The 18,401-nt window shown below is 43.9% G+C and carries 18 protein-coding genes; 8 read left to right on the top strand and 10 right to left on the bottom strand.

Annotated features, from left to right (window positions below):
• Positions 1–91: 91 nt before the first annotated feature.
• From AB2J24_RS00765 to AB2J24_RS00755, 3 genes are read right to left on the bottom strand one after another with little or no spacing between them, the layout of a single operon-like run.
• Positions 92–991, bottom strand: a complete 900-nt coding sequence (locus tag AB2J24_RS00765; protein WP_367384080.1) for a GntR family transcriptional regulator — start codon at positions 989–991, stop codon at positions 92–94.
• 41 nt (positions 992–1,032) lie between these two features.
• On the bottom strand, positions 1,033–2,001 hold the full coding sequence (locus tag AB2J24_RS00760; protein WP_367384079.1) for an aldo/keto reductase: 969 nt from the start codon (positions 1,999–2,001) through the stop codon (positions 1,033–1,035).
• Positions 2,002–2,010: 9 nt separating this feature from the next.
• On the bottom strand, positions 2,011–3,537 hold the full coding sequence (locus AB2J24_RS00755; protein WP_367384078.1) for a UxaA family hydrolase: 1,527 nt from the start codon (positions 3,535–3,537) through the stop codon (positions 2,011–2,013).
• 218 nt (positions 3,538–3,755) lie between these two features.
• On the opposite strand from AB2J24_RS00755, the gene AB2J24_RS00750 reads away from it, so the two are divergent.
• The 3 genes from AB2J24_RS00750 to AB2J24_RS00740 all read left to right on the top strand — a co-directional run bounded on the left by AB2J24_RS00750 (position 3,756) and on the right by AB2J24_RS00740 (position 5,442).
• Positions 3,756–4,589 carry an amidohydrolase family protein gene (locus tag AB2J24_RS00750; protein WP_367384077.1) on the top strand — a complete coding sequence of 278 codons (834 nt, stop codon included), beginning with the start codon at positions 3,756–3,758 and terminating at the stop codon, positions 4,587–4,589.
• A 35-nt stretch (positions 4,590–4,624) separates the two neighbouring features.
• Entirely contained in the window at positions 4,625–5,059 is a 435-nt protein-coding gene (locus tag AB2J24_RS00745; protein ID WP_367384076.1) for an RbsD/FucU family protein, read from the top strand.
• A gap of 116 nt (positions 5,060–5,175) precedes the next feature.
• Positions 5,176–5,442: a hypothetical protein gene (locus AB2J24_RS00740; RefSeq protein WP_162652774.1), complete on the top strand. Its 267-nt coding sequence runs from the start codon at positions 5,176–5,178 to the stop codon at positions 5,440–5,442.
• A gap of 41 nt (positions 5,443–5,483) precedes the next feature.
• Here the strand turns inward: AB2J24_RS00740 and AB2J24_RS00735 are convergent, their stop codons facing one another.
• The 4 genes from AB2J24_RS00735 to AB2J24_RS00720 all read right to left on the bottom strand — a co-directional run bounded on the left by AB2J24_RS00735 (position 5,484) and on the right by AB2J24_RS00720 (position 9,712).
• Entirely contained in the window at positions 5,484–7,019 is a 1,536-nt protein-coding gene (locus AB2J24_RS00735) for a tripartite tricarboxylate transporter permease (RefSeq protein ID WP_162652775.1), read from the bottom strand.
• Positions 7,020–7,023: 4 nt separating this feature from the next.
• Positions 7,024–7,482, bottom strand: a complete 459-nt coding sequence (locus AB2J24_RS00730) for a tripartite tricarboxylate transporter TctB family protein (protein ID WP_367384075.1) — start codon at positions 7,480–7,482, stop codon at positions 7,024–7,026.
• Between the two features lie 90 nt (positions 7,483–7,572).
• Complete coding sequence (locus tag AB2J24_RS00725; protein WP_367384074.1) at positions 7,573–8,547, bottom strand: tripartite tricarboxylate transporter substrate binding protein; 975 nt, start codon at positions 8,545–8,547, stop codon at positions 7,573–7,575.
• A gap of 94 nt (positions 8,548–8,641) precedes the next feature.
• The gene (locus tag AB2J24_RS00720; protein ID WP_367384494.1) at positions 8,642–9,712 is read right to left on the bottom strand and encodes an ABC transporter substrate-binding protein; all 1,071 of its coding nucleotides are present in this window, start codon (positions 9,710–9,712) and stop codon (positions 8,642–8,644) included.
• Between the two features lie 73 nt (positions 9,713–9,785).
• Here AB2J24_RS00720 and AB2J24_RS00715 point away from each other — a divergent pair, with 73 nt between their 5' ends.
• Both AB2J24_RS00715 and AB2J24_RS00710 read left to right on the top strand, forming a co-directional pair.
• Positions 9,786–10,451 carry a response regulator transcription factor gene (locus AB2J24_RS00715; protein ID WP_367384073.1) on the top strand — a complete coding sequence of 222 codons (666 nt, stop codon included), beginning with the start codon at positions 9,786–9,788 and terminating at the stop codon, positions 10,449–10,451.
• Positions 10,448–11,866, top strand: coding sequence for a sensor histidine kinase (locus AB2J24_RS00710; protein ID WP_367384072.1), 1,419 nt, complete (start codon positions 10,448–10,450; stop codon positions 11,864–11,866). Before AB2J24_RS00715 ends, AB2J24_RS00710 begins: the two co-directional genes overlap by 4 nt.
• Before the next feature lie 105 nt (positions 11,867–11,971).
• On the opposite strand, the gene AB2J24_RS00705 is transcribed toward AB2J24_RS00710, so the two are convergent.
• The 3 genes from AB2J24_RS00705 to AB2J24_RS00695 all read right to left on the bottom strand — a co-directional run bounded on the left by AB2J24_RS00705 (position 11,972) and on the right by AB2J24_RS00695 (position 14,562).
• The gene (locus tag AB2J24_RS00705; protein ID WP_367384071.1) at positions 11,972–12,835 is read right to left on the bottom strand and encodes a sugar phosphate isomerase/epimerase family protein; all 864 of its coding nucleotides are present in this window, start codon (positions 12,833–12,835) and stop codon (positions 11,972–11,974) included.
• Positions 12,832–13,740: an NAD(P)-dependent oxidoreductase gene (locus AB2J24_RS00700; protein ID WP_162652781.1), complete on the bottom strand. Its 909-nt coding sequence runs from the start codon at positions 13,738–13,740 to the stop codon at positions 12,832–12,834. Before AB2J24_RS00700 ends, AB2J24_RS00705 begins: the two co-directional genes overlap by 4 nt.
• 120 nt (positions 13,741–13,860) lie before the next feature.
• Positions 13,861–14,562, bottom strand: a complete 702-nt coding sequence (locus AB2J24_RS00695; RefSeq protein ID WP_162652782.1) for an FCD domain-containing protein — start codon at positions 14,560–14,562, stop codon at positions 13,861–13,863.
• Positions 14,563–14,831: 269 nt separating this feature from the next.
• Between AB2J24_RS00695 and AB2J24_RS00690 the strand changes: the two genes are divergently transcribed.
• From AB2J24_RS00690 to AB2J24_RS00680, 3 genes are all read left to right on the top strand, one after another.
• Positions 14,832–15,947 (top strand): mandelate racemase/muconate lactonizing enzyme family protein, encoded by a 1,116-nt coding sequence (locus AB2J24_RS00690; protein WP_367384070.1) that lies wholly within the window; start codon positions 14,832–14,834, stop codon positions 15,945–15,947.
• Positions 15,948–16,132: 185 nt separating this feature from the next.
• A complete protein-coding gene (locus AB2J24_RS00685; protein WP_162652784.1) occupies positions 16,133–17,152 on the top strand; it encodes a TRAP transporter substrate-binding protein in 1,020 nt (339 codons plus the stop codon).
• Positions 17,153–17,221: 69 nt separating this feature from the next.
• Entirely contained in the window at positions 17,222–18,388 is a 1,167-nt protein-coding gene (locus AB2J24_RS00680) for a mandelate racemase/muconate lactonizing enzyme family protein (RefSeq protein WP_367384069.1), read from the top strand.
• Positions 18,389–18,401 lie beyond the last annotated feature (13 nt).

Here is an 18,401-nt window from a genome sequence, read left to right as displayed (position 1 = left end):
CAACATTGAAATTATATTCTGGTTATCAATCTATATTGCGGGGGATAATGGCGCTGACTTTAGCAAATCATAGACTATATTCGGAGCAGCATTACTCAATATCCCAGATAACAGATTCATTTAGTGTCCGGCGTGCCGATGCCAAATGTATCTCGAACTCTCGCAACGCCTTTGTATTGTCGCCTTCTAACAATGCATCGATGATTGCCAGATGCTCCGCCAAGGCTGCAAGGTTCCGCTCGACCTCCTGCGATTTATTCCACCGATAATGATAGTGAAAAATCACTGCTACTATCTGATAGAAATCATCGACAAATCGATTGCCAAGTTTACGTGTGATTAGAGAATGCATTCTTTCATCAAGTTGACCAAATTCGGTCGTAGAGACTTCTCCACTTTGGATATATCTTACATGCTCTGCTTTTACATTGAGCAAAAGCTGCCTATCTTCATCCGACAGCACATCAGCACAAAGTTTTCTGAAGGCGCTAAATTCGAACATTTCTCGTACATCAGATAGTTCATTTGCATAGGCGCGAGTAAATCCACGTAATATCCAATGGCGGTTAGGCTCTTTTTCAATCAACCCAAACCGCGAAAATCTTATCAGATATTCTCTAATAACAGAGGCGCTGACACCAATCTCTCGTACAAGATCACTTTCCCTAATAATCGCACCGGGTTTCAAATCTCCATTGAGCACGTACTCAATAAAGGCAATCTCTACCTTCTCACTGGATGCACGGGTCTCCTCTATCGGAAAGTGATCTCGCTTAAGTGGCTTACGAAGGATTGTCTTTTTTCGGCCATCCCAGTTTATTATTTTGGCGTCATGTAATTGTTCCAGAACAGAGCGAATAGTCGTTCGGCTGATCCTTAGATCTTTCGAAAGCTGAGTTTCAGAAGGTAGGTTTGCACCACAATCCAACTCAGCAATAGCTGACAACAATTCATTGTAACATTCTTTATATAGGTTCTTCGCGCGTGACAAAATAGCGTCCCTTGGAGGTGTCAGTAACCAATCACCATCTATTATACATCTTCATTTACAATCAACCCTGCTTTAGTAAGATCATCCCATAGAGCATCTGGAATTCGTTGTTCTAGCATATCCATATTACGAGTAAGTGAACTCGCCTTTGCCGTACCGATTAGAATAGACGCCACAAGCTCATGTTTTTTTGGAAAATTAAGGGCAGCGGCAGGAAGTGTTATTTTATGCTTCTTACAAATTTCCATAATTGCGGCAACCCGTTGCTGTATCTGTTTCGGCGCAACTTCATAGTCAAAATGTGCGTTAGGTCCTGGACCTGTCGCCAGAATACCTGAGTTGAAGACCCCGCCAATTACCAGTTTTGCATCATATTCGCGGCACTTCTGAAATAGCGGAAATGCCTGCTCCTGCTCCAAAAGAGTGTAGCGCCCTGCTAATAGGATTAAGTCTATTTCCACTTTACCAAGCAGATATTCGCATATATCCGTTTGGTTGACACCCAGTCCCATAGCTTTGATCACGCCTTGGCTTTTAAGCTCCGATAACGCTTTGTGGCCACCATCCTCAAATTGATCATAGTAAATTTGCTTGTTTGATCCATGCCCAATGTCGCCAAGGTCATGCACAAACAAAACATCAATCTTGTTTAAACCAAGTCGTTGGAAACTATCCTCAACTGACCGCATTATGCCATCGTAGCTAAAATCAAAATGCTGATCAAAGCTAAGTGGGTTCTTAAACCCACTTATTTCGCTATGAATTTCCACGCTCGGTTTTAAGATACGCCCTACTTTGGTAGATAATATCCATTCATCAGGGTTCTTCTCCCGCAAGAAATCTCCTATCCTTCGCTCGCTTAAACCGTGGCCATAATGCGGTGCGGTATCAAAATAACGAATTCCGGCATTCCATGCAGCCTGCAGAACTTCATCTGCTTGTTCACGGCTAACCGTGCTATACATACCTGCGATATTGGCCGTACCCAAAGAAACTTGAGGTAACAACATCACCTTCTCCTACATAACTGCACCTAGTTGCCAGGGTACAAACTCAACACCACCAAACCCTAATCTCTCGCTTTTGGATTTTTTACCTGAGGCAATTGCAATGATTTCTTCAAAGATCTCTTCCCCCTTAGTTTCAAGCGAAATACCGTCCTCAATAATGTCACCACAATTAACATCCATGTCTTCTTCCATACGTGAAAACATATCTGAATTTGTTGCAAGTTTAATGCAGGGAGATGGCTTAAAACCAGAGACGGAACCGCGTCCGGTCGTAAAGATTATAAGGTTTGCGCCAGACGCTATTTGGCCAGTTACAGAACAAGGATCGTAGCCTGGACTATCCATGAAAACTAAACCCTGTGTACTTATTTGCTCGCCAAACTTAAAAACACCGGCAAGCGGCGCTGATCCTGCTTTTGCTACAGCACCTAGCGATTTTTCCAAAATGGTGGTCAAGCCACCCTTTTTGTTTCCAGGTGACGGATTATTGTCCATTGAACCATCATGTTTCTCGCAATAAGCTTCCCACCAATGAATAAGTTCTATGAGATCTTCACCAATTTCAGCCGACAGCGCTCTTCTGGTTAGCAGGTGCTCTGCACCATACACTTCAGAAGTTTCAGATAGAATACTTGTACCACCATGCTTGACCAATAAATCTGAAGCAACGCCAAGAGCTGGGTTTGCAGTTATGCCTGAATAACCATCTGATCCGCCGCATTGCATACCAAGCATCAAACCGGACAGAGGCGCTTCAACACGTTCAACTTCATTAACCACCGTGGCCATATTCTTGATTGCAGAAATTCCAGATTCAATTGATTTCCGTGTTCCGCCGGTTTGTTGAATGGTCATATAATGAAAAGTCCCATCTTTCCGCTTAACCAAATCACCGACCAGTGATGGCAATTGCATCACCTCACACCCAAGCCCTATAAGTATGACACCACCAAAATTCGGGTTTTGAGCGTAGCCCGAAAGAGTTCGAAACAGTGTGTCATACCCCTCGCCGCTTGACGCCATACCGCAACCGGACGAGTGTACAATAGGCACCACGCCATCAATATTTGGATACTCATCAAGCACACCGCTTTTTTCAACCGCCTCAGCAATAAAACGTGCAACAGAACCAGAACAATTTACAGATGTAAGAATGCCAATGTAATTGCGAGTTCCAAATCTACCATTTGCTCGTGGATAGCCCATAAATGTTCGCGGACTTTTTGGGGCCTCCAGCGGAACAACCTTTGTTCCATAGGCATAGTCCTGCGTGTGATCAGACATATCCAAATTATGCGAATGCACATGGCAACCTGATTGGATTATTTCTGTTGCGCTCCCAATTATCTGCCCGTATCGAATAACATTTTCGCCCTTATCAATCTGACGAATAGATAATTTATGCCCTTTTAAAACAGGCGTTTTAAGCTCAATTTCATGGGGAGAAACTTTATCCCCAATACGTAAATTCTCCAACGCAACAACAATATTATCATCAGAATTTAAATGTAACGTTTTAGATTGAGCTATCGACATACAAAAACCTTCTCAAAAATATGCGCATAACCAAAATTGGTCGGCAAAAACGAGCAACTTCACAATTTTCGAAATTCAACACAGAATCATTGCCTAAAAATTTGAAATTTCCAAATATGTACATTATGCAATAAAAACAGAATTCGCAATAATAATGTTTTTTATCAATTATAAACAGAGTGACGGAACTTAAACCTAGCACGTTGAGTGACAAACAAATGATTATCGATGCGCACCACCACCTTTGGAAAATTGAACACGGTATTTACGATTGGATTGGAGATGAGATCTCAGGCATCAAGCGAGATTATCAACCAGAACATTTACAGCCGTACCTTAGCCACCTGAAAATTGACAAAACAATTTTAGTTCAAGCTGCGGAAACACTCAAAGAGAATGAGCTCATGCTGGATGCCGCTGAAAACAACTCATTCATTGGAGGTGTCGTTGCATGGGTGGACCTTTTGTCCGATACCTGCGCTTCAGAACTAGATTTTCTAGCAAGCAAACCAATCATCAAGGGAATACGACCCGTTCTTCAAGGTATTGATGATACAAATTGGATATTGCGGGATGACGTGATGCGTAATCTGAGCAGCTTGCCAAGATTAAACCTGCGCTTCGATGCACTTATCCAACCTCGTCACTTGAACGCGATGGAAACCTTGGCTCGTCAGATCCCTGATCTATCTGTAGTCATTGATCACGGCGCGAAACCAATCATAAAAAATGGACAAGCTCCTGACCAACAATGGCTTGAAGGAATTGCGAAACTAGCGGAATATCCAAACATATACTGCAAAATTTCAGGTCTTATAACAGAGTACGGCGCAGGATGGTCAGCCAAAGCTTTACAACCTGTTACTCACCACCTGTTAGATACGTTCTCGCCAAAGCGAATAATGTGGGGCAGTGATTGGCCCGTATTAGAACTCGATGGCTCTTACACTCAATGGTTCTCATGTATACTGGAATTGATCACTGATTTAAGTGCGCAAGAACAAAAGCGCATTCTTGGTGAAACCGCACGTGAGTTCTATGCCATTGAATAAACAAGTCTCCAAAACAAGTAATGTAAGGAAAATTCATGCTCATCGGATTGGATCCAATTTTATCTCCCGAACTTCTCTATGCACTTCGAGCCATGGGGCATGGAGATGAAATCGCAATTGTCGACGCAAATTATCCTGCCAGTAGCTCAACTGAGCAGCTCATTCGTCTAGATGGTGTGGATGCGCCGACGGCATTAAAGGCGGTTCTTTCAGTAACACCGTTAGATATCTACGTCGAAGATGCAGCCTTTTCTATGCAAGATGCAGGCGATCCCGATAACTTGCCTGCTGCTGTTCAAACGTTCCAGACAATTATAAATGATGTCTGTAATTCCAGTCACAATATCAAACAGCTCGAACGTTTTGCATTTTACGAACATGCAAAGAACGCATTTGCAATTGTCCAAACAGGTGAAACCCGACATTACGGCAATATTATTTTGAAGAAGGGCGTTCTTCCCAGCGCTTAACTCACCGAAAGCGCAGAAAACTTTACAAGTAAACAAAATCGAAATTTATTAAGCTTCGGGTAACCATCAGCGTTTAGGTTTAGTAAACCTATCTCTTTATCGAGAGGAAAAGGAAGATGAAACCGAATGCTAAGAGCAATATAGCAAAATTTGTCTCTCCAGAGGAGACAACATTTAAATACGACCATATGTATGACGCAGGTCTTAAGCTACCACAGCGCGCACGGGCAATGATTGCACAACATTACTATCAACGTGTCCACCTTCGTGAACTGGGTCTTCGCCTTATAGCAACATGCGATTTGCATATTGTTCAGCAGGTTTTTGGTTCCGCTTCTGATGTTCTGTTGCAGCAAGCTGAACAATTTAAAGAACAAGACTAAACGACCAAAACCTCATAACGAACAATCGCTAACTAAGCACCTTAGTCCGCACTTGGTGCATCCTTCGTATTACGCCTCATCTTCGCAAACAATGGCGATAGCATTGGCACAAAAAGACAAGCTACAGCGATTGCCAAAATAGTGAACGTCAACGGACGTTCCCAAAGAAATGACCATGAATCATTGTTAATCAACAATGCACGTCGTAGGTTCTCCTCCATCATCCCGCCCAAAATGAAGCCCAGAATCATTGGGGCAAGCGAGAAAGAAAGCAACCGTAGAACCGTTGCAGCCAAACCAAATAGCACCATCAATTGAATATCAAACGTATTAAACGAAACAAAATAAACGCCAATTAATGAAAAGAACAAGATCAAGGGCAGCAGGAACTTTGCTGGAATAGCCAGAACGCGCGCAATATATGGTATCAGTGGCAGGTTAAGAACAAGCAGAATAATATTGCCCAGCCACATCGACACAATCACTGCCCAGAATACATCCGGCTGATCGATATACAGTCGCGGCCCAGGTTGAATTCCATAACCTATTAATGCGCCAAGCATGATGGCAGTGGTCCCAGAACCCGGAATGCCAAGTGTAAGCAACGGCACAAATGAGCCGGTTGCGGCTGCATTATTCGCGGTTTCCGGAGCAGATAATCCACGCACAGATCCCTTGCCAAACAGCTTACCCTTTTCAGCACCTGCAATACGTTGTTCGGTACCATAAGCAAGGAAACTCGCAATCGTAGCCCCGGCACCAGGTAAAACACCAATCAAGAAACCAAGAACGGAAGAGCGGCCAATAACCGGCACCATTTCTTTCACTTCGTCCTTACTTACGGCCATAGACCCCAATTCAGCGGCAGCTTTGCGCTCTTCCTCGCGTTTACTTTCATCCACTTTCTTAATGATCGCCATCAGCGCCTCTGACAAGGCAAAGGTCGCCATTACAAGAAGGAGAAATGAAATCCCGTCAACAAGATCAATCATCCCTAACGTAAAACGCGGTACACCAACGGTTTGATCGGTCCCAACGGTTGATAACATGAGCCCAAATATTGTCATCAGGAGCGCTTTGAGAACTTCACCTTTACCAGCAAAGGCCGCAACCGCCGATAGGCCAAGTACCATCAATGCAAAATAATCAGTTGATTGAAATGATAGGGAAACAGAGGCCAAGTATGGTGCGGAAACAAGAAGTAATAATGCGGCAATAACACCGCCTGAGAAAGATGAGTAAGCAGCAATAGCTAAAGCCTTACCCGCCATCCCTTTCTTTGCCATCGGATAACCATCAAATGAAGTTGCCACTGTTGATGCCACTCCAGGTGCGTTGATTAGGATTGATGATGTTGAGCCACCAAAAATAGCACCATAATAAACCGCAGCCATCAGGATGATGCCGGCCGAAGGTTCAAGACTTGCCGCAATTGGGATCATCAGCGCAATGGCCGACATTGGACCAAGGCCCGGGAGCATACCAATGAACGTGCCCACAAGGCAGCCCATGATAACGAACCCAATATTTTGCAGCGTAAAGGCAGTTTCTAAACCAATCAGAATACCGTCTAGCATGGCCTTAACCTCTTAAAAAGAATGGAAATGGTTCGATAAATACGCTCAGCCCGTAATTCATCAAAACCCAAAAACTGATAACGAGCGGAACAGCCACAAGAACTAACTTAAGCACGTTACGTTCACCCAACATTGTAAAACCAATCATTAGAAATAACGATGTTGACAGAAGAAAACCCAATGGGCGAACAGTTAAGCCGTAGATTGACATCAAGATAAGAAATGCTAGCCCCAACGGCCAGTTCAAATTCTTAAGAGTAAAACGCTCAGTATTGGACGGGAACACGATGATCGCGACGGACAGTGCCATACCTAAATAGGCCAATGCCTGCGGTATTGTACGCGGCGTAAAAGCTTGCCCCGCTTGAAAGGGAAGTAAGCGAATGTCGCCAATTTTCAAAAAGTAGAAGATGCAAAATGCCAAAAGTAGCATGCCGCCTATGCGGTCTTTTGTAAAGAACATCACATCCTCCCAGAACATGTTCATATAAAATAGGCAAATTGCCGGATCAATCATCTGACCCGACAATTGTTTACTTAGGTTATTGACGTCCTAGAGGAAGCCAAGTTCCTTCATGAGACCACCAATTTGCTCTTCTTGACCTTCCAAGAAATTCACAAAGTCAGCATCCGCGTTGAAGATATCAACCCAGCCATTACGGTCGCGAACAGCTGCCCAATCGTCTGTTGAATACATTTCTTTCAACGCAGCTATATATTCGGCCTTTTTCTCATCTGAAAGACCGGGAGCCCCAAAGAAACCACGCCAGTTCACAAAGCTAGTTCCTTTTGAACCTGCTTCATCACATGTTGGAACAGTATCCATTGCAGCAACGCGTGCTTCTGATGTTACGCAAAGGATTTTAACTTCACCTTGGCGTGCCAATTCAATAGCCTCACCAAAACCAGTCGCAAGAGCTTTGATCTCGCCTGAAAGAAGGCCAGCCATAGCTTTACCGCCAGCATCATATGGAATGTATTTGACTTTCGTCGCATCAGCACCAGCATTTTTCATAACGAGAGCCGCAATCAAGTGATCCATACCACCTGCAACAGAACCGCCACCAACAGCAACATTTGTTGAATCAGCATTATAGGCTGCAACGAGATCACCAAAAGAATTCAAAGTAGAATCCTTATTCACAACCATCGCACCATAATCACCAATTGTACCGGCGATTGGCGTTAGATCACGAAAAGACTGCGGGAACACTTTTGTCAAAGAACGAATGACGATCGGTGTCGAATTTACCATCAATGTGTCTTGATCATTGGTTTCAATAATGTGAGCAATTGCTTTACCGCCGCCGCCGCCAGACATATTTTCATATGTTGCATTGCCAACAAGGCCAGATTTTGTCAAAGCTTCGCCAGTTCCGCGAGCTGTACCATCCCAACCACCACCAGCACCGCCTGGGATCAAGAATTTGATAGTGTCGACTTTTTTATGACCATCAGCTTGAGCAACTCCCATTGCGCCAAACGCAACGGCACTTGCAGCAAGTGCTATTTTAAGTGTATTTAACATATTTTCCTCCACGAAAACTTATCAGAACGTGTGTCCTGTTCGCAGAGTAGAACAAAGGAAGCTGACATTTAGCTGACAATGAGCCAATGTACATCTATTCTCCGCGAAGCGCCCTGTTCCAGCGTTCAAAAAACCGGGCTCGTTTTACTTGGTCAAGATAAGCAACCAAACCAGGTCCAATGGAGATCGGCCTTAATCTTGTACCAAACTTTTCTCTAAAAGCCGATGCGGTATTATCCCCCTTTATGGCTGGATGAACTGCTGCTAGCTCCAGATCCTCCGCCATTATTCTCTGGCCTTTTTCAGACATAAGAAAACGCAAAAATTGCGCACTTAACTCTGGATTTTCAGCTGCCTTTGGTACGAGTGCTATGCGCGTCATCACAACGGTAAAATCTTCTGGCAAAATTATTCCCAAATCAGAATTGGTAGCTGCCCACGACTGGGCATAGGAGCCTAAAATATTGTATCCCAAAGACAGTTTACCATCAGATACGCGCTCGAGTATAGAAGCAGAACTTGGATACAGTTTAACACCAGATGCGCCCATGGCATTTACAAGTGACCATATATCCCTGTCATGCTCGATATCTCTTGCTAAAAACAAGAAGCCAAGACCTGACCGCTCAATGTCATAGGTGCCTATTTGGCCAAACAAATCAGAATCTTGGTCCTTCAAAAGCGATGCAAGCTCCGACCGATTGGCGGGCGGTTTTAACGTCTTAAATTTTGTTTTGTTATAAACAATAACAGATGGCTCAAACGTTAATCCAAAGGCACTATCTTGCCATTTAGCCCAACTTGGCCATTGTGGGTCCGTTGGGCGAATAGCAAGAACATACCCGTCGTTGACTAGCTTGACCTGCAAATCCATAGCTGAGGAAATTACAAGGTCAGCTGTGTTTTGACCGCCATCACTTTCTTGTATTACTCGTTCATAAATATCTAATGTTTGAAGGTCGTAATATTGAATTTCTATGTCTGGATTTTGTTCTTGGAAAACAGCGATTAGAGGCTCAGCCAAAACCTCTTCTAGCGATGAATAAATGGTCAAGATCGAACTATTTTGATCACTTTTTGCTGGAAAAATCGATTGACCGTGAGCAATATCATGGGCATGAATTGAGAAAAAACATGAAAATAGAAATATTAGGATCTTACGCATAGGTTTAATGTGCATGAGTTCTTACCAATGACAAGGTGAAAAATATCTTTCATTGTTTTTGAAGCGAGATTGAATGCGAATTTTACTAATTGAAGACAATGAAGAGCTCGGCTTGGGGATTATGAAACTCCTTGGGAAAACTTATGCAATAGATCAAGCGAACAATGGCGAATATGCCATTTCTTCAATCCTCGTGCAGGATTATGATTTAGTTATCCTGGATCTTGGCCTACCCGATATGGATGGTCTGGACGTTCTAAAGGAAATTCGCAGCAATCGAAAATCCACACCTGTTCTAATTCTAACGGCCAGAGGCGCGCTCGATGACCGAATCTCGGGACTGGATTTAGGGGCGGATGATTATATGACAAAGCCCTTTGAAATCGACGAATTGCAAGCGCGCGTGCGGGCTCTTCTTCGCCGGGTATCAATGGAGAAAACATCTCTTTTAGAGTTTGGCGCAATCAATCTGGATGTCCGATCCAATGTCGTATTGTCCGGATCTGAACCGATAGAGATGACACCGAGGGAGATCATGGTCCTGCAGGCGCTCATGATGGCAAGCGGTCGTTTGCTATCCAAATCGCAACTACTCGAGAGCATCACAAATTTCGAAGAAGATGTCAGTGAAAATGCGATTGAACAATATGTCAGCCGCGTACGCAAAAAACTTACACCTCACGGTGTGACCATTCATGCAGCACGAGGTTTGGGCTATCATTTGAGAGAGTTAAATTGAACAGGCCCAACATAAGTCCCGACACCGAAAATCGGACCTACTCAATTCGCACAAGATTGTTGTTATGGTTGCTTGGGCCACTTATTATAATTGGGTTTGTTGCACTACTTGATGGCTATCGGGAGGCAAGAACCACTGCAGACAAAGTTTCAGATCGCGTTCTTTCTGGGTCAGCACTCGCAATTGCAGAGCGCGTTTTTGTCAATGAAAATGGTGATCTGGAAGTTGACATCCCCTACGTCGCACTTCAAATGCTAACGTCATCAGAGGATGATCGTGTATTTTATAAAGTAGAAAACGGTTCAGGTGAATTCATCACAGGTTATCGAAACCTCAATATCCCAGACCTAGACAACAGATCTGCGGATGAGATAACCTTCACTGACGGGCGATTTCGCGATGTAGCAATACGAATAGCGACCTATAAAGCAGCAGCATCTTCTAACACAAAATCTCTAGGTTTTACTGTAGCCGTGGCGGAAACCACAAATGCGCGAAATGCGATTGCGGAGGACTTGCTAATAAGTTCCGCCATTCGAGTGTCGGCGCTCATTTTTGCAGCAGCTATTCTCGTCTGGTTTGCAGTAACGCGATCCCTGATACCTCTGCTTAAACTAGAAGCAGCCGTAGAACGTAGAAGCCCAGAAGATATCCGTCCTATTGAACATAAAGTGCCAAAAGAAGTATCTGGGTTAGTTGTCACGATTAATGATCTTGTTGCAAGGTTTGCAAACTCTATTAGAGCCTTAAAGAACTTTACGTCCAATGCAAGCCATCAGTTCCGCACACCATTAGCAATCATAAAAACTCATCTGGAAATTGCTTCTCGCGAAGAAAACCCCGACGCTCGAAAGAAAGCAATAGCAGATGCTCAAATTGCAGTTGGAGACGCCGAGCGCCTTATGTCTCAGATGCTTCTTCTGGCTCGTATCGATGCCTCCTCAAAAAGAGAAATGCAAAGTCAAACTTGCAACCTGACATCCATCACCAAAAAAGTATGCGAAGACACGGTTTTACAACTCTCAAATAGCAACAGACTTGATGTCGACCTAGGATATACAGGCAAGGATGATCTTCAAATCATCGGCGATAAAACGCTCATTCAGGAAGTCGTGCGCAACCTTATAGACAATGCAATGAAGCATGGAGGAGCCAATGTGCAAATCGACGTCTCTGTGACAAGATCTGAAAAGCATATAGCACTAGAAATCTCTGACGATGGTCCTCAGTTTGAAATGCCTAGTTTTGAAAAAACCGCGGCAATGCAAGTTAAAAACGAGAGAAAGAGAAACTCCAATGGCTTTGGACTTTCCATTGTGAAAGACATTTTGGACTTATTCGATGCAAAGCTCGTTTATCAGGCCTGTTCTCTTGGACAGGGAAAAACAATCAAAGTAATCTTTATGAAAATCTGAACGCGGCACATAGAAAGACCTGTAGCTTGTTCCAGATCTCTCTACAATTTAGAACGCAGATGTCATATCAACATCGCTGCTGTTTAAAGACAGAAGTTTAAAAGCCTATCCAAAGATCCGTTTAAACTCAGCGATGCACTGCCTGAAACCAGCTTCAAAGTCACCATTGCCGGGATGGTAAACACTTTCGAATGAAACAACACCATCATACTGATCACGCCGAAGAGCCTCTGCAATTGGTTGAAAATGGTTTGCCAATTGCCCCTCGCCCATTTTGCGAACTTCCAATGTTGCACGCGGTGTATCAACCTGAACATCCTTGATGTGGACATGACCTAGATAACCATTACTAACTTCATTATATCCATCTGGATAAGCTAATTCATGACACCAGCAATTATTTGCCGGATCCCAAAGAACCTTTAACGTGTCTTTTGCATCAAGGTCGTCGATCAATTTACGTGCCGTATAGTTGGAATTCACCATTGTCCCATTGCCGGTCTCAACGGCGAGGACAACACCTTCCCGTTTGGCAAGCTCCACTGCAGGCGCAATTAGAGGCGGCATACTATCCCAAGCCCCAAGGGCGACGTTCCACCTTTCTGCTCCGTTCTTGCCCCAAAGGATTTGTTCCTTCTTTTGTGTCATTATTCGAACAAGAGGCGAGTCTACTATATGAGCCATTTCAATAACTCGTTTGAGGGCGTCCATATGTTTAGTGTGCAAATCATCACCCGGCTTATTCGCCGATGTCATACCTGCAAAAATATGTCGCGAAAGACAAGAAACAGGCTTACCGCGGTCACGTAACAACAAATCAATATCGCGGATTTCATCCACGGTATGACCGCCAACTTCCTTATCGTCGACAAATTGAAGTTCTGCATATTCAAGGTCAAATTCATCCATCACATCGATAGCATGCTTAAGATCACGGCTGATGCCGTCACAAATCACTCCTAGTTTCATTTTGATCTGGCCTCCATACGATGTAGTTCAGCACCAACAATATCTTCAATTACTTTCGTACAGATCCAATTATCACCGTCTGGAAATTTCGATTTCCCCGCATGAAATATCTGCATTGCCGCCGCAGCCGTGTGCAATGGAACACCCAGCTCTTCACCCAAATTCATTGATATTGTCAGGTCTTTGTGCATTGTATTGATGTGACTGCCTGTACCTTCAAATTGCCGGTCGATAATTTTTTCAAGCGCATTATTTACCACACCGCAGCCGGCGGATGACGTTGAGAATACATCAAGAATAACTTGCCCAGGAACGCCGGCCTTCGCAGCGAGAGCTGCGGCTTCAAACGTGGCAGAAAATTGAGCCCCTATGAGCGATTGAAGACACGCTTTAACCGTTTGCCCATCTCCGGCCCGTGACCCCACGCGGTGAATATTGGCGGATACCGCTTCCATAACAGGCGCAAATTCATCAAGAACATCATTGGGTGCTGCTGCCATCATCGTAAGTGTTCCGCCTTGTGCGCCCGGAAAGCCACCGGATACAGGACTATCTATCAACTTAACACCTAGATGTTCTATCGCTTCACCAATCTCGCGCGCTTCCTTAGGCTTGATTGTTGCAGTTAAAATAATGGCACCTTGACCATTCATCTTATGAATGAATCCATCTTTGCCATAAATAACAGATTTCGCCTGGGCACCGGTCATAACCATGACAAAAATTACATCTGCATTGGACCCCACTTCAGAAACATCCGATGCAGCATAACCACCCATTTTTGAGAAGGCTTGCATTCGTTCTGGTTTCAGATCAAAACCCCAAGTCTCATACCCATTACTAATAAGATTTTTGGCAATGCCCGACCCCATGTCGCCCATGCCTATGACACCAATTTTTTTCATAACTCTTCTATGCTCCCGTTTTGGACACAATAAACAAAGGCTTTCGCCTCAACCATTGTGCGGGTTTCAAGCACTCCACCGGAGTGTCGGGCGGGTCCGGAAGACACCCGCTGCCCGAAATCAGTCGTTAGCCTGTCTGGCCTCCAACGTATCTTTAACAAGAACCCATGCCACAGAAAGATGCTCACTTAAAGCATTCTCTGCCTGAGTGGGGTCGCGCTCTAAAATAGCTTCATAAATCTTTCTATGTGCGTCATAGTTAACTTGATTATGATCAGCAGGTCTTTTCATTCTGCCCCAGTTCGGTGCCAACCATGAAATATAACCTTTGTGAATTGTCGAAAATATCGGATTATCCATAATCTGATATAAAACCCCGTGAAACTGCATATCAGTTTCAAAAAAAGTCGGTGTATCATTAATTGCTGCCTGATTAGCATTAAGCGCAGCTTTTAAATTGGCAATATCATCTTTTGTAGCATGAAGCGCCGCGTGACGAACTAATCCTCTCTCCACAAATTCCCGGCTTTTATATAAGTTTGCAACGCCACCAGGTTCATCTAAAAGATGTGTAATGATCTTTCCGGTTGCAGTAAGAACCGTGCCATAATCAGGTTTCTTAACGATCGGTCGATATCGAGGTCTCGATTCTATAAGGCCACGATTTGCTAATGTTGAAATTGCCTCACGCACAACAGTTCTACTCATGTTAAATTCTTCCATCAGATCTCTTTCCGCTGGCAAAGGTCTATTATTCTCAAATTGTCCGGAGGCAATTCGTCCCTCTATCTCAGCTACTAGATCATCTGATGCTCTTCGCATAACACTCGCCCGACTTCATATTCAGATCAACTTTGGCACAACCAAAATGAAATTGTAAATATAAAAAAATTTATAAGATATGAAACTAATTGACATGAATCGTCAATGACGAAAATTTTTATTATTTATTTTCAATAACATAATAAATAAATTCGAAGAAATCGTTTGAAAAACTATTAAAAACAACTTGACTCAAACAGACTTTCCCGATTTCCTGCACCCAAGTTTGGTTCTACCAAATAAGATTATTATTATTAAGGGAAGTTGGTTTGGCAAAAATAACCTCTATATGTGTTAGGTTATTTCACATTCCGCTAGCAGAAGTGCTGGTCGACGCTAAGCATGGAAATCACACCCATTTCGAACTCATCACCACAACAATACAACTCGATGACGGACGAAAGGGCACAGGATATACATACACGGGTGGTAAAGGCGGTTTTGCGATCAGTGCAATGATTGAGCATGACCTAGCACCGTTTTTAATTGGAAAAGATGCCGAACCAATTGAAGAGCTCTACGAAGCGATGCTTTGGCATGTCCATTATGTAGCCAGAGGTGGCATCGCGTCATTTGCAATCTCAGCAGTTGATATAGCCTTATGGGATCTTAAAGGTAAAGAACTCGGCAAATCCCTTAAACAAATGGTCGGAAACGCAAATTCCAGTTGCAAAGCATATTGTGGTGGCATTGATTTGGCATTTTCACTACCGAAGCTCTCAAGTAGCGTTGAGAATTATCTTGAACGTGGTTTCAACGGCGTAAAAATTAAAGTCGGGCAGCCAGAACTGAAGATAGACATTGATCGCGTAGAAGCAATACGAAAGCTTATCGGACCTGATTTAGCCTTCATGGTCGATGCAAATTATTCAATGGATGTCGATCAGGCGATCGAAGCAGCAAATGCTTTTTCTGACTATGATATAAAATGGTTTGAGGAGCCTATCATTCCCGATAATTATGCAGGTTATGCACAGATCGCTACGATGACCGGAGTTCCTCTGGCGATGGGTGAAAATCTACACACAATTCATGAATTTGGTTATGCACTAAACCAATCAAAACTGAGCTACATTCAGCTTGATGCTTCAAATTGCGGCGGAATAACCGGTTTCATGCAAGCCGCCAATTTGGCAAAATCCTTTGGTGTGCCTGTCTGTAGCCATGGCATGCAAGAACTTCATGTCAGCCTTCTGTCGGGCATTCCAGATGCTGGGTGGTTGGAAGTGCATGCATTCCCGATTGAACATTATACTGAGCGTCCGCTGGTCATCGAAAACTGCCTTGCCATTGCACCAGACACACATGGAACCGGCGTGACGTTTAATTGGGAGAAGCTGGAAAAAGAAGATCTACTCTCCGCGAACATCCGGAGGGTTGCTTAACAGTTCAATTTTAAACGAACTCATTAATTGAATATATAAAATGTTCAGTTCGGAGGAACCTGTACATTACAAACATTCTAAAGACACATGAAAAACTTTGGAATTTAAGGTCATTACAAAGACCAACAATGTGGCGGCAATTTAGCTGCCAATAAAATGACTAAAGCAAAACTGGGAGGAACCTTATGCTTAAAATACTAACACAAACATTGCTTGCAGGTGCAACTGCATTGGCATTTATGGCTGGTAGTGCAGCTGCGGAACAAACAAAGCTTCGCATTCAAACGCACTTTTCAACTGAAACACTATCTGGCAAAATGGCCGGAGAATTTATTGAAGACGTTAAGGCAATGTCCAACGGCGAAATTGAAATAGAAATGTTCTATTCAGGTGCCGTTGTTAAAGCAGCTGAGACATTTGATGCCGCTGCAACCGGTATCCTCGATTGCGACATGACAGGTGGCGCTTATCAAACTGGTAAAAACCCGGCATTTCAGTTCGCTGGCGATTTAACCGGTGGTTACCAAAACCCATATCAGCAATATGCCTGGCTTCTTCACGGCGGAGGTTATGATGCGCTAAACAAACTCTACAATGCCAATAATATGGAATTCGTTGGCTGGTGGATTCCAGGTCCTGAATCGCTATCTTCAACAAAACCATTTACAGGCGTTGCGGACCTTAAGGGCTGGAAATTCCGTTCACCTCCAGGTGTAATTACCAACATTTTCACAAAGCTTGGTGCTTCGCCAATTGTGATGGATTTCAACGAAATCTTTACAGCTCTTGAAACTGGTATCATCGATGGCGCCGATGCAGCCAACTTGACGAACAATGTCGGTCTTGGCTTGTATGATATTGCGAATAACACAAACTATCCAGGTTTCCACTCAATGCCTGCTGATCACCTGGCTTGTCGCAAGGACATCTGGGATGCAATGCCAGCACACCATAAGGCAATTTTGAAAGTTGGTATGCAGGCACTTGGCCTGAAAAACTCAACAATCAACGAAGTTCAAAACGCTCAAACAGCAAAAGAACTGGCCGCAAAGGGTGTGAAACTAAATACTTGGTCTGATTCCGACATGGCAGTTTATCGTGGTGCCGTTCAAGAAGCTTGGACAGAATTTGCGACAACACCAGAAGCAAAAGAGCTTTTGGATAGTCACGTTTCTTTCCTTAAAGACCTTGGCGCAATGAAATAACAGCCAAACTAAATTAGGTTGGCGGCAGTTGTAAAACACTGTCGCCAATTTTATATGGGCACCCCAACTATGAAAATCATCAAAGTAACCAGTCATATTCTCCAATATGACATGCCGGAGCAACTTGGATATTCGCAACAATATTATGCGAAGCGAAGTGCGCATTTGGTTGAAGTAGAAACTGATGATGGCATCACGGGTTGGGGAGAATGTTTTGGGCCAGGAAACATTGCAATCGCCAATAAATCCATTGTTGAGAATGTCATTCAACCCATGATCTTGGGTGATGATCCGATAGATAGAGACGTCATCTGGCATAAAGTTTATAATCTCATGCGCGATCATGGGCAAAAAGGCATGCCGATGCAATCACTATCTGGTGTAGATATAGCCTTGTGGGACATCGCAGGCAAGGTTGCAAAACTTCCACTATACAAGCTCATTGGCGGCGCGCACAGAAAGGATATTTCCGTATATGGTTACGGAATGATGCTGCGCCCAGAGCCCATAGAGCAACTCATCTCTCGGTTTGCGGACGAGGCTGTCGCAATTAAGGACATGGGCTTTTCAGCTACCAAGATGAAAATTGGCATGGGTCCGAAGGATGACATTCGCCTGGCAGAAACCGTCCGATACAGTGTCGGGGATGATTTTCGTTTTATGGCTGATGCAAACCATTGCTACACGACAAGCGACGCCTTCTACGTTGGCAGAGCGCTGGATGAATTAGGTGCTTATTGGTTTGAAGAACCAATTGCACCTGAGGATTTGGACGGTTATCGTGAACTTCGACAAGGCTTGAAAGTTAATATTTCTGGCGGGGAAGCTGAATTTAACCGATGGGGTTGGCGCGGCCTTCTAGAGGCAAGAGGACTGGACATTGCCCAACCGGAGGTCTGCGCATTGGGCGGAATTTCCGAATATCTACGAGTACTAGCCCTATGTCATGCGCATTTCACACCCGTAGTTAATCATGTGTGGGGTTCGGCAATCGCAGTTGCCACAAATATGCATCTCCTGATGGCAATGCCGGATTTACCGGGTGGATTGCACCCTTGGGAACCAATGCTTGAATTTGACACAACAGATAACAAGTTCCGTGATGAGTTACTCACAACGCCACTTGATATTCAATCACAGGTAAAACAGAATGGTGGACGCGTGGTAGCGCCCGTTGGAGACGGGTTAGGAGTGGAACCTGATCGAGATTTCATTCGCCATTATAAGATTCATTGATGGGAGGGGCTAA

It is taken from the genome of Lentilitoribacter sp. EG35, assembly GCF_040784015.1.
Classification (GTDB): domain Bacteria; phylum Pseudomonadota; class Alphaproteobacteria; order Rhizobiales; family Rhizobiaceae; genus Lentilitoribacter.
This window is presented reverse-complemented; position numbering and strand designations above follow the sequence as displayed.